This is a genomic window from Candidatus Sulfurimonas marisnigri (assembly GCF_015265475.1).
GTDB lineage: Bacteria > Campylobacterota > Campylobacteria > Campylobacterales > Sulfurimonadaceae > Sulfurimonas > Sulfurimonas marisnigri.
In genome coordinates this window covers 601365-612288 of record NZ_CP054493.1, presented here as the reverse complement: position 1 = coordinate 612288, position 10924 = coordinate 601365, and the positions used below count along the sequence as shown (strand labels likewise).

The 10924-nt window shown below is 34.0% G+C and carries 14 protein-coding genes and 2 tRNA genes; 8 read left to right on the top strand and 8 right to left on the bottom strand.

The features are described 5' to 3' along the window. Nucleotide 1: 1 nt before the first annotated feature. Genes HUE87_RS03190 through HUE87_RS03175 form a run of 4 tightly spaced genes read right to left on the bottom strand, consistent with a single transcriptional unit; the run spans nt 2 to nt 2353 of the window. Nucleotides 2-691: a DUF799 domain-containing protein gene (locus HUE87_RS03190; RefSeq protein ID WP_229855208.1), complete on the bottom strand. Its 690-nt coding sequence runs from the start codon at nt 689-691 to the stop codon at nt 2-4. Further along, nucleotides 688-1071 carry a DUF4810 domain-containing protein gene (locus tag HUE87_RS03185; protein WP_194367296.1) on the bottom strand — a complete coding sequence of 128 codons (384 nt, stop codon included), beginning with the start codon at nt 1069-1071 and terminating at the stop codon, nt 688-690. The genes HUE87_RS03190 and HUE87_RS03185 overlap by 4 nt, the downstream gene beginning before the upstream one ends. After that, nucleotides 1071-1370: a hypothetical protein gene (locus HUE87_RS03180; protein ID WP_194367295.1), complete on the bottom strand. Its 300-nt coding sequence runs from the start codon at nt 1368-1370 to the stop codon at nt 1071-1073. The genes HUE87_RS03185 and HUE87_RS03180 overlap by 1 nt, the downstream gene beginning before the upstream one ends. Further along, entirely contained in the window at nt 1370-2353 is a 984-nt protein-coding gene (locus tag HUE87_RS03175) for a CsgG/HfaB family protein (protein ID WP_194367294.1), read from the bottom strand. The genes HUE87_RS03180 and HUE87_RS03175 overlap by 1 nt, the downstream gene beginning before the upstream one ends. A 153-nt stretch (nt 2354-2506) precedes the next feature. On the opposite strand from HUE87_RS03175, the gene HUE87_RS03170 reads away from it, so the two are divergent. From HUE87_RS03170 to HUE87_RS03145, 6 genes are all read left to right on the top strand, one after another. After that, nucleotides 2507-2583, top strand: a tRNA-Met gene (locus HUE87_RS03170). 23 nt (nt 2584-2606) lie between these two features. Next, a tRNA-Asn gene (locus tag HUE87_RS03165) sits at nt 2607-2681 on the top strand. A gap of 430 nt (nt 2682-3111) precedes the next feature. Next, on the top strand, nt 3112-3567 hold the full coding sequence (locus HUE87_RS03160) for a response regulator (RefSeq protein WP_194367293.1): 456 nt from the start codon (nt 3112-3114) through the stop codon (nt 3565-3567). A gap of 20 nt (nt 3568-3587) precedes the next feature. After that, complete coding sequence (locus tag HUE87_RS03155) at nt 3588-5546, top strand: response regulator (protein WP_194367292.1); 1959 nt, start codon at nt 3588-3590, stop codon at nt 5544-5546. A gap of 3 nt (nt 5547-5549) precedes the next feature. Beyond that, nucleotides 5550-5930, top strand: coding sequence for a response regulator (locus HUE87_RS03150; RefSeq protein WP_194367291.1), 381 nt, complete (start codon nt 5550-5552; stop codon nt 5928-5930). Then, nucleotides 5927-7549, top strand: a complete 1623-nt coding sequence (locus HUE87_RS03145) for a GGDEF domain-containing response regulator (RefSeq protein WP_194367290.1) — start codon at nt 5927-5929, stop codon at nt 7547-7549. The genes HUE87_RS03150 and HUE87_RS03145 overlap by 4 nt, the downstream gene beginning before the upstream one ends. On the opposite strand, the gene HUE87_RS03140 is transcribed toward HUE87_RS03145, so the two are convergent. After that, the gene (locus HUE87_RS03140; protein ID WP_194367289.1) at nt 7536-7901 is read right to left on the bottom strand and encodes a hypothetical protein; all 366 of its coding nucleotides are present in this window, start codon (nt 7899-7901) and stop codon (nt 7536-7538) included. The genes HUE87_RS03145 and HUE87_RS03140 overlap by 14 nt on opposite strands. 439 nt (nt 7902-8340) lie before the next feature. Here HUE87_RS03140 and HUE87_RS03135 point away from each other — a divergent pair, with 439 nt between their 5' ends. Then, complete coding sequence (locus tag HUE87_RS03135; RefSeq protein ID WP_194367288.1) at nt 8341-8559, top strand: cold-shock protein; 219 nt, start codon at nt 8341-8343, stop codon at nt 8557-8559. A gap of 137 nt (nt 8560-8696) precedes the next feature. Next, entirely contained in the window at nt 8697-9284 is a 588-nt protein-coding gene (locus tag HUE87_RS03130; RefSeq protein ID WP_194367287.1) for a rhodanese-like domain-containing protein, read from the top strand. A gap of 5 nt (nt 9285-9289) precedes the next feature. On the opposite strand, the gene HUE87_RS03125 is transcribed toward HUE87_RS03130, so the two are convergent. Genes HUE87_RS03125 through HUE87_RS03115 form a run of 3 tightly spaced genes read right to left on the bottom strand, consistent with a single transcriptional unit; the run spans nt 9290 to nt 10896 of the window. After that, complete coding sequence (locus HUE87_RS03125; protein WP_194367286.1) at nt 9290-9787, bottom strand: cytochrome P460 family protein; 498 nt, start codon at nt 9785-9787, stop codon at nt 9290-9292. A gap of 19 nt (nt 9788-9806) precedes the next feature. Then, nucleotides 9807-10433, bottom strand: coding sequence for a GDSL-type esterase/lipase family protein (locus tag HUE87_RS03120; protein ID WP_194367285.1), 627 nt, complete (start codon nt 10431-10433; stop codon nt 9807-9809). Between the two features lie 19 nt (nt 10434-10452). Then, nucleotides 10453-10896 (bottom strand): hypothetical protein, encoded by a 444-nt coding sequence (locus HUE87_RS03115; protein ID WP_194367284.1) that lies wholly within the window; start codon nt 10894-10896, stop codon nt 10453-10455. Between the last annotated feature and the right edge of the window lie 28 nt (nt 10897-10924).

The following is a 10924-nucleotide window of genomic DNA, read 5'->3' as shown; positions in this document are numbered from 1 at the left end:
TTTACCTGTAACCTCTCTGGTTGCCCAACTCTATACCCTGATCTTTTAGATACATTTCATGATATGGACCAGCAGGTATAGTAGAAAGCAATCTATTGTTTGCAACATGTGCATACTTGACATAATCTGCCGAGGCGGTATTTACAGCTGCAATCACTACTTTTGCAATTAAGCCTGCAATCCCATTTCCAGTATCTCCTCCGCCTAGGTCAACTGTTACAGTGCCGGTGTGTCTCCATAATTGCTGTGATGTTTTTGTTGATACGATTTCTGCTTCAATACTGACGGTCAGGCTAGAAGCAAGCACCATGTAAGAGACATCCCATTTTTTTATGCGCGTATATAAAACTGCATCGGCGCCAAAATATTCATAGAACTTGCCAAGCGGCATTTTGTAAAGTTCCTCTGTATCATAGACTCCCTCTTGTTTCATAATATCGCTAACCATCTCAACAGGAAATACATAATATCCAGAAAGAGCTAAAGGGACCTCAACTGTTGTCATATAATAGTCTTTAGCCTGAGCATCACTGCTTTCATTCATTGGAGGTAGTGCTAAAATTGAACGTGGCAACTCCTCATACATATTTGGGTATGCATCTGCTTTTGTTATATGTTTTTGTGCACAACCTGAAATCAACAATGTGATTAAAACAAATATTGCAATCTTAAAGAGTTTCATATTTATCATTTTAATTTACCCTCCACAAGTTCGACTTTTTTAATTATACGATCCATAAAACGTGCTGATTCAGGGTAAACTGACTTCTCTTTTTTAAAATTTGAAATCGCTCCATTGGGATTGCCACTCTTTAGATACATGTAACCTAAATTTGCATACATCCCTGGAGGTACACGGCCAGATATGCTCTCACCGGCTTTTTCTATTGCTTGTTCCATAGACTGCTGAAGCTTCAATGTTGATTCATCGCTCATATTTTTTTTGTTTGCATAATAGCTATCGCTGTAGTCCCCATAATTGTACAGAGCTTGTGGTTGTTGGACACAACCGACTATACTAAAAGCTACAGCTATTGGAAACAATACTTTTATCTTCTTTGAGATTCTCATTACTCTATTCCAATCTCTTTGGCAATGTTGTCACCAACATATATTTCACGATTAACAATAAGATTGCCATCTCTATATATCCGCACGGTGTGTTTGCCCGGTTTTATCTTGTATTGATTATCTCTACCGGATTTCACTGTAAAGCCTTTTGAATCATCCACAAATACTGTTACCCCTGAAGTATCACCGGAAAAATACAAAAATGATCTTTGATCATCAGCCGAAACGCCCTCTTTGTAGCCACATCCCGAAAAATACAAGCTTGACAAAAGTACAAGACTAATTAAAAAATATCGCATTATTTATCCTTTTTTACTTCAATATAAAGACCAGAGAACTCTCTTTTTACAATATAATCATCTAGGTTGCCACTCGTCACAGTTGCTAATGAGACTTCAGTATCAGGAGTATCGCCAAGCGTATTTATAATTTCTATTGATGCTATTTTTTTTCCAGGAAGAGTAATCATAGTGTTTGTCTGAGGGTTTTTAATTTTTTTGCCCTCTTTTATTACATCAAAAGTATCTCCAACTTTAATATTTTGACTTTTTCCGCCAGAGGTTATAAGGTTTCCATCTTCATACCCAAGAATATACCCATGCCATGGTTTATCTAACATATTTTCAATAATATTTGATGCCAAGTTAGAAATAGCAGCATCTATCGCTTTATCATTTAGTTGTCCATCATATGCACTCTTGGCACCAACACCCATGATACTTCCGGCTTCACTGTATGCGCTTCCTTTTCCTTCCTCGGAATAGATAATTTGTCCTGTGCTCACATCTACTATACGGATATGCACTTTGGCAAAAGCTTCTTGCTTTTTAACTCTGCTGAAAATGCCGACATCACTCACCTCTTTTCTACCAAATTCGGTAATAGAGCCTAAAATGAGATAATCAGCAGAATTTTTTAATGAAGAAAACCCCTCCATTTCAAGCTCTTTTTGAATTTTCGATAAATCTGCACGCTCAAGCATAATAAATTTACCCGTCTCAAAAAGCTTTGAAGATAAAATATCCATAGCCTGCTTTCCTATGCGGTCGTTATTTTCATCAATAAAAAAACTTTGACCATACCTAGTTTCATTGGAAAAACGCCCAATAGCTACTTTTCTTTTTAAGCCAAGTGGCTCATCCGCTTTTTTCTCTTTAATGCTCTTGCTAACTTCTGGTACTGTACTAGCGGGTGTTTCATGTGTTTTCGTCTTTTGCATTGTTGCACACCCTGCGAACATAAGCGTTATGCCAAAGAAAATAAACAGTTTTTTGTAAATCATATAAACTCCTTAAGAAATAATTATAAAAACATAATATAATAAATAAACTTAAATCATGCATGACATCTCACCTCATAATAAAAAACTATAGTTATAAACAAACAAAAGGAAAGTAAAAGCTTTGGATGGTTATAATTCCATCCTCTTAAAGATGTCAGGGTAGCTCAGCTGGTTAGAGCACTGGTCTCATAAGCCGGGGGTCGGGGGTTCAAGTCCCCCCTCTGACACCATTTTTTAAGAGAACTTTTTACATTCCGGATTAGCTCAGCGGTAGAGTAGGTGACTGTTAATCACTTGGTCACTGGTTCGAATCCAGTATCCGGAGCCATACTTCTTTAAATCACATAAACAGCGACTTTTAACCAACTTTATTTAATATTCAGTGTCGTTTCGGTACACCTTACTTTAGTAAAATCTTTTAATGTCCATGTCTTTCTACATGTAGAAAATGCTGGTTACCAAGTTTCACTCTGCAACAAGAATCAAATTAGGATTTTAGAATTTGAAAAGATTGTTGATTTGACTATTTTATCATCTTTCATTTTATGAATTAAAATGTTTCTTATTTATATAGGGCATTCCATCTCTCTAAGCACAATATTGCAGCCATTTAAAACCATATTTAATTATTTAAGTTTCAACTATCGTAATTCACCAACTGAAAAAGTAAGTACAACGCTCGAAGAATGGTTAGATATATTGCAGTACATTTTAGGTACAATAAGCGCATAGCTCAAAATATATTCAATGGAATTAATATGGATAGTAAAGTAAAAATACTTATCATAGAGGATAAATCTTTTTTTGCGGAACATATAAAAACTCTCTTAGAGAGTTTCACTGAGTGCTCCATTTATACAGTCTCTAACGGTGAAAACACTATGCAATATGTAAAAGATGCTCAGTTAGATTTGACTTTTATGGATATTGTTCTAGAAGGGAAATTTGATGCTATAGAAACGGCAGAGATAATCCGTAAAAATAGACTTCTATTACAACACAACTCTTGCATAAATCAAAGCCTTGAAAAAAAATATCATCCTCTTGTCATTACAGATGAATACACAACTGTGACTTCTATAAATGATGCCGCTAGCAGGCTATTTTGTATAGAAGAGAAAAGTATCCTTTCAAAGGCTTATGAATCTCAGAGCATCTTAAATATCGCAAATACTGATAGCTTTGAACACATCCCCTGTCAGTTGGTTTGTTAAACACATAAAGGATTCAAGATATGCATAAAGAAAGAATGACATCAATAGTAAATGAGCTTAAAGAGAGCTTGAAAGATGGGGATGCAAACAGCGGTTTTCTTGATGAAATAAAAGCGATTTGGGAAGACCAACACGCACACTCCGTAGATGACAAGGAACGCTTTCGGGCGGTCGTAGATAGCGTGTTTGAAGGTATTATCACCATTGAGCCAAATGGAATTGTTGGTTCATTTAATCTAGCCGCTGAAAAGATTTTTGGCTACGAAGCTTCAGAAGTAATAGGTAAAAATATAAAGATGCTTATGCCGGAGCCTTATCACAGCGAACATGATGGTTACTTGGCAAACTTCATGCAAAGCGGCATAGCTAAAATAATAGGCATAGGACGAGATGTTGAGGGCAGAAGAAAAGACGGCTCAACTTTTCCACTTTATCTTGCAGTAACAAAAATTAAAGACAATAATAAGCCGATATTTGTAGGAACCGTAAGGGATTTAAGCGAACAAAAACGCTTAGAGAAATTTAAGAATGAGTTTGTATCAACTGTAAGCCATGAACTCAGGACACCTTTAACTTCCATCAAAGGCTCGCTCAGTCTTATAGATAGCGGAGTAATGGGAGAGGTTGGTGAAAAAATAAAACCTCTTATACAAATCGCCTTAAACAACAGCGAAAGACTAATTTTACTGATAAATGATATTTTAGATATGGAAAAAATTGAATCTGGAAAGATGGATTTTTATTTTGAAAAAGCAAATTTAAACGACTTGATACACAAGGCAATAGAGGCAAACATTGGGTATGCAAAAGAGTTTGACGTAACATTGTCGTTTGAAAACCAAATTGAGACTATACAAGTTTACGTAGATGTAAATAGAATGCAACAAGTCCTCACAAACCTCATATCAAACGCAGTAAAATACTCTCCAAAAAAAGATGCAGTCGTATTAAAGGTAATAGTATACAACAAGCGAGCAAGAGTAGAGATACACGACAACGGTTTAGGTGTTCCAGAGGAGTTTAAAAAACGTATTTTTCAACAATTTGCACAAGCCGACTCTTCAGATACCAAACTAAAGGGCGGAACTGGACTCGGACTTAGCATAACAAAATCCATTGTTGAGAAATTTGGCGGTAGTATAGGTTTTTTAAGTCCAGAAGGAAAAGGAACTACTTTCTTTTTTTATTTGCCAATAGTAAATGAATTTGATACAGAAGTACAAATACAAAAAGGTACACGTGGAAAAGTTTTAGTAGTTGAAGACGATCATGACATCGCTACTTTGCTGCGGATAATGCTAAGTCAAGAAGATATTGATTGCGATATTGCTTACACTGCGCGAGAGGCTACAAGTTTACTCAAAAAAAATATATATGACGCTATGACACTCGATATAATGCTTCCAGATCAAGATGGAATGAGTTTTCTTGAAGAAATTAGAAAAGAAGAGTCTTTGAAAAACTTAGCGGTTATAATCGTCTCTGCTAGGGCATCCAATACAAAAAAAGAGAGTACAGAATTTGAACTAGAAGTGATTGACTGGATAAATAAACCCATAGACCAAAAGTATCTTATTCAATCACTTAACAATGCGTTACATGTAAAGAAGATACATCAAGCGAAAATTTTACATGTAGAAGATGACGAAGACATTGCAAAATTGGTTAAGATTCTTCTTAACGAATTGGGGCATATTGATTTGGCTGTAGATAAAGCAGAAGCATTTTTTAAGCTTCAAGATAATAAATACGATCTTATTCTTTTAGATATGATGTTGCCTGATGGCTCAGGTGAAGAAATATTATCTTATATGAAGGACAGTCTGTTGGAGATTCCAGTAGTACTTTTTTCAGCACAAGAAGTCAATCATGCGCTTAAAGCCAAGGTGGCAAAGGCTTTAGTAAAGTCGCGTACGTCAAATGAGTATTTGGTGGAAACCATTAAAAATCTGCTAGAAGAAAACACTAAAAGGAGATAATATATGTCAAATGTAAATAAAATATTATATGTAGAGGATGAACCTGATATAAGGGCAATTGCGGAGATTGCTTTAAGAGATATTGGTGGATTTACTCTTGACAGTTGCAGTTCTGGAGCTCAAGCCATAGAAAAAGCAGTAGGGTTTGAGCCAGACTTGATTTTACTTGATGTCATGATGCCAAGTATGGATGGGCCAAAAACTCTTGAAGAGTTGAGGAAGCTGGATATAACTGCTACTACTCCCGTGATATTTATGACTGCAAAAGTGCAGCCTCAAGAGATAGAATACTATAAAAGTCTTGGAGCTGTTGACGTTATATCGAAACCATTTGACCCAATAACCTTGGCTCAAGAAATCAGAGATATAATGGCCAGATTATGAATTCTCTTGAAAAACTTGAACTACTAAGAAATAATTACGCAAAGGAGTTACCTAGTAAAATAGAACATCTTCAACTAATATTTGATAAGGGTATTAAAAATGGTTTTGATGAAAGTATAATAGATGAATTTTATCGTTCCGCTCATAATTTGATAGGCTCGGGTGCAACTTTTGGTTTTTTAGAACTAAGTAGGGCAGCAAATAATTTAGAAAAAGCCATCAGTGCCTATTTGCGAACGGATAAGCCAATATCTAAAGCGGAAATAGAAGATTTAAGATTGATACTGAAATCTATTTTCTTGGCGACAAAAGCTAAATCTAGAGATGTTCATCTTGGGTTTTCTAATGACGTTATCAAAAGTAGAAATAGTTCCATCTCCATTTATATAATCGATGATGATCAATATATTCACGAAGAGTTAAAAATTCAGTTAGAAAATTTTGGTTACAACGTGAAAAGTTTTCATGATACGAAAAGTTTTGAAAAAGCAGCACTAGAGAAAGCTCCTGACATAGTTATGATGGACATTACTTTTCCAGATGAAGATCATGGAGGAATATCTTCCATACGTCGCATAAAAAAAGATTTTCTAAAGCCGTTTATTTTGTTTTTCATCTCTAGTAATAATGATTTTGTGACTCGAATAAATGCTATTAGAGTTGGGTGTGATGGGTACTTTACAAAACCGCTTGATATGGTTTCCTTACTTGATAAATTAGAGTATCTTACAAATAAAAAAAGTTCTGACGAAATACAGGTCTTGATGCTTGATGATAAAGTTGGATTTTACAATACTCATTTAGACTCATTGAGTGATAGTAGAATAAATACTCATTTTATAAACAATCCTGAACTCATACTTGAAGCAATGTCCGACTTTAGACCAGACATAGTACTTCTTGACTTAGATATGCCACAATATGATGGCGTAGAAGTTGCAAAAGTCATAAGACAGATGGACGAATACATTAGTATTCCAATTATTTTTTTAACTGACAAAGATAAGGATAATTTTAAAGATGAAGCATTAGATACTGGAGTAGAAGATATTATTCTAAAATCAACAAGTCAAAAAAATCTAATATATAAGATACAAAATAAAGCGCAACACTATAAAAATATAAGAGCGAAGATTCAAAGTGACTCTCTCACAGGCTTATATAACCATACGACTATTATGGATTTATTAGTTAAAGAAATTTCTAATGCAAAGCGTTATGGATATTCATTTTCATTTGCGATGATAGATATTGATTATTTTAAAAAAGTAAATGATACTTTTGGACATCAAGCCGGAGATTCCGTTTTAAAAACTCTATCGCATTTTATGACACAAAGAGTAAGAACTTCTGACCTTGTAGGAAGATACGGTGGTGAAGAGTTTTGTATAATATTACCTCACGCTATCTGCGAGAACGCAAAAAAGATGTTGGATGACATGCGTATCAAATTTTCAAATATAGTGCATTATGGTGGTGACACAGAGTTTTATAGCACTATAAGTATTGGTGTTTGCCAATGGAATAAAGATATGAAGATAGTTACCTTAATTGAAAACACTGATAAAGCAATGTACCTTTCAAAAAATAATGGGCGTAACCAAACTACAAGCTGTTGAGTAGCGTATCTGAAGATAAGAAATTTTCTATATTTCTTAAAAAAAGGTTTTCAATAAACTCTACTTCAGACTCTTTAAACTCACTCATATTATATGTAAAATCAAATTTTTTCTTAACTTTCTCTATAAAAAGAAGCGATTTTTCATATTCAGTGTGAGACAAAAAAACTACAATAAGCTCTGAACTTAATTGCTGAACTATATCTGTTTGTCTAGTAGCATTGTCTAATATGTTAAATGCATTTTTATCTTTAGAATTTACCAATAAAACAATTAATGAAACTTTATACCTACTTGTTCTATAAAACTCTTCTACCCCTATATTTAATACATTTTCAATTAATAATTCCACCCTAATTTCCTTATCTATATTAAACAACTCACTTACAAGAAATATACCATACTTAAACTTTACCAAAGAGTCAATTGATGTCTCATCATAGAGATATATTTATATGCAGATACCAAAGTATTCAGAATAAGTAATAAATCTTCTACTTATATATAACAGTTTTTAAAAAAAAATGTTATTAAAAAACTATCTTCTTGCTCCTCTAACGGTATTTTCCTCGCTACTTTAGAAAGATGTATCAACAAAAATTACATATTTGTTGACATATAGTTTATTTTTCAGCTACAATGTCGCCAATGAAAGATGATTTCAGTTACATCTTTAGATTGCTTTATATTGATGACTCCTAGTTAGCAGTAAAATTAACCTAAAAAGAAACTTTATATTAGATTTTCAACCACCTTAGAAATATGGTGTATTAAAACACAAAGGATTTACAATGGCAGCATTAGTAAACGGCACAGTTAAATGGTTCAACAGCGACAAAGGTTTCGGATTTATAGAGCAAGAAAATGGTGGTAAAGATGTATTCGTACACTTCCGTCAAATTAACAACACTGGTTACGATCGTGTTTCACTAAACGAAGGTCAAAAAGTTACTTTCGAAATTGGTGAAGGCGAAAAAGGCCCTCAAGCAGAAAACGTTACAGGTCTGTAATCTTTCTTCTTTGAGCGGTTTTTCCGCTCAACACAACTTCTTAAAACTCCTAAAACATCAATTCTAAAATTACTTTTTTATCATGTAAAATCATTTAGACTATTTAGCTATAATATATTTCATTAAAGGAAATTATAATGCAAATAATAAAACAAGCTCTTTTTATATCTCTACTTTTCCTATCTTCTGTAGTTTTAAATGCAGAGTCAGATTCACAGAACACTGAATACTTAGGTTTATTTACACCAGAACAAACAAGCTTTATTGTAGGTAGTGGCGTTAATGCTATTGAAATAAAAAGAACAATGACATCTTGTGCAAAAAACAAAGGTTTTTTTCAGCCATTTATTCCGGCTAAGGGGATAAATCCTGTTACTGAAGCAGAGATGTTAAATGCGCTAAATGACAAAGAAGCGGTTATTGTCGATATGCGTATGGAAAATTGGTATGAAAATGAAACTATACCAACAGCTATAAACATACCTTATTCAGAGATAGAAGTTCGACTAGATGAATTAGGCTGCAAACAAGAAGGGGATAACTGGGACTGCTCTAAAGCTATAAAAGTATATGGTTTTTGTAATGGCCCAGTATGTGCGCAATCACCGGTAGGAATGAAGGCTATGATTAGAAATGGTTTCCCTGCGGAAAAAATTTATTATTACCGCGGTGGAATGCTTGACTGGACTGCACTTGGGTTAACTACTATTAAAGGTGAATTTTAACTAAGTTACTCAGGAAACTTTGCCGAATGGGTATAAACCCAGTCCATATTTTCAACGGGGGTGTGACATGATATGCACACTTGCATACCTTTTTCAAAAGGTTTCTGTTCCAACCCAACCCATCTCGCCCAGCCCCAACCATAACTTTCTTTATATTTGTCAGAATTCTTAAACATAAACTCTGCATGAACAAATTCATCTGGCACAGTTGCTGCCTTCCAATCTTTCAATTCTGTATCTTTCCACACAACTTTTCCAAGAATAGAACCATTTGGCCATGGATTTGTTTTGCCGCTTCTTGCAGCTTCAACCGCGATGTTATTACCTAAAATTACGCGAGAAGTGTTATTGTCAGTCCTGTGAGACACAGCTATAGTTGACCAGTTTTGCCAACCTATTGGATAGTTGATTCCGTGCGATGGAGCTACTGTTTTGCTGCCAGCATAACTATTGCTTACAGCTATAAGAAGAATGATGGGAACAAATTTTGATGAAAGTTTCATTGTTTACCTTTTTTTGTGATTAAATCAGTTTATTACTTTTGAGAATCTTTATTAAAGAATCGGCTATCATCTCGTAGCCCTTTTCATTTGGATGTATATTATCACTTTTCAAAGATGCTTTTGATTCAATGTAAGATATTATATTCTCTTCATACATAACACCTGTTTGTTCAGCTACATCATTATACACTGATAGTGTTTTAAATCCTAACAGACCAAAGTCAGCTACTCCAACCAATAAAACCTCAGAACCACTCTCTTTAATAAGGTTTATCATTTTCAGTAGATTCATCTTAAGTTGCTCATGTGAACGTTTTCGTAAAATATCATTGCCGCCATGACAAAGAATCACTAAATTAGGTTTTAGCTTTAAAAGAGAAGGGAGGCGAAATAAACCCTCTGAGGACTCTTCACCAGAAACACCGGCATTTATTACATGTAAGCCTATTTTATTTTCTAACTGAGAAGGGTAACTAAATATTCTGTCAACACCATAGCCATACGTTAAGCTATCTCCAAATGCGAGCACAACTGCATCATCTTTCAATCTCTGATAAGGTGTGCTATTTGTACTCTCTTTGAGAACTATTGATAGTGATAAAGATATAACAATAACTAAAGTTGCAAGAAATTTAATTTTACTCATTTGACATTAGTTTAACTTATTAAACTATAAACATCCATTTTGCTAAGACAACGATAAAAAGTCCCAAGACTAAAACTAGTTTATGAAAATTGTTCTGCATAAAAGCAGGTTTTTTTCGTCCTGTGAATTTTGTAAAAAGATTATAAAGTACTCCAGCAACAATAATAGATACTAAAGCTATTTTAATAACTAAAAGTTTTTGTAAATCTGTCTCAAAAAAACCTGCATTCGAGTTAATGTATTTTGACATCATCATCCCTCCTGTTAAAACAAGAAGTAAAAGAGTTATTGGGAATATTTTAAAGCTTTTTGCACCTAAAGTATCATTAATTTTTTTGTCTGTATCAGCTCTAAATTTATTTTTTAATGCTGAAATAATTGCTACATCAGTGAAGACATAACCTAAAAAAACAATTGCTAAAATCAGATGTATTATATTTGCGTATGGGTAGATTGCTTCCACGAAAACTCCTAAGTAAATTTGGAGTGAT

Bases quoted from the DNA above. Each gene is read 5' to 3' on its own strand.
- HUE87_RS03185 (WP_194367296.1), bottom strand. From the start codon at position 1,071: ATGAGAATCTCAAAGAAGATAAAAGTATTGTTTCCAATAGCTGTAGCT.
- HUE87_RS03135 (WP_194367288.1), top strand. From the start codon at position 8,341: ATGGCAGCATTAGTAAACGGCACAGTTAAATGGTTCAACAGCGACAAA.
- HUE87_RS03120 (WP_194367285.1), bottom strand. From the start codon at position 10,433: ATGAGTAAAATTAAATTTCTTGCAACTTTAGTTATTGTTATATCTTTA.
- HUE87_RS03130 (WP_194367287.1), top strand. From the start codon at position 8,697: ATGCAAATAATAAAACAAGCTCTTTTTATATCTCTACTTTTCCTATCT.
- HUE87_RS03175 (WP_194367294.1), bottom strand. From the start codon at position 2,353: ATGATTTACAAAAAACTGTTTATTTTCTTTGGCATAACGCTTATGTTC.
- HUE87_RS03125 (WP_194367286.1), bottom strand. From the start codon at position 9,787: ATGAAACTTTCATCAAAATTTGTTCCCATCATTCTTCTTATAGCTGTA.
- HUE87_RS03190 (WP_229855208.1), bottom strand. From the start codon at position 691: ATGATAAATATGAAACTCTTTAAGATTGCAATATTTGTTTTAATCACA.
- HUE87_RS03145 (WP_194367290.1), top strand. From the start codon at position 5,927: ATGAATTCTCTTGAAAAACTTGAACTACTAAGAAATAATTACGCAAAG.
- HUE87_RS03150 (WP_194367291.1), top strand. From the start codon at position 5,550: ATGTCAAATGTAAATAAAATATTATATGTAGAGGATGAACCTGATATA.
- HUE87_RS03155 (WP_194367292.1), top strand. From the start codon at position 3,588: ATGCATAAAGAAAGAATGACATCAATAGTAAATGAGCTTAAAGAGAGC.
- HUE87_RS03160 (WP_194367293.1), top strand. From the start codon at position 3,112: ATGGATAGTAAAGTAAAAATACTTATCATAGAGGATAAATCTTTTTTT.
- HUE87_RS03180 (WP_194367295.1), bottom strand. From the start codon at position 1,370: ATGCGATATTTTTTAATTAGTCTTGTACTTTTGTCAAGCTTGTATTTT.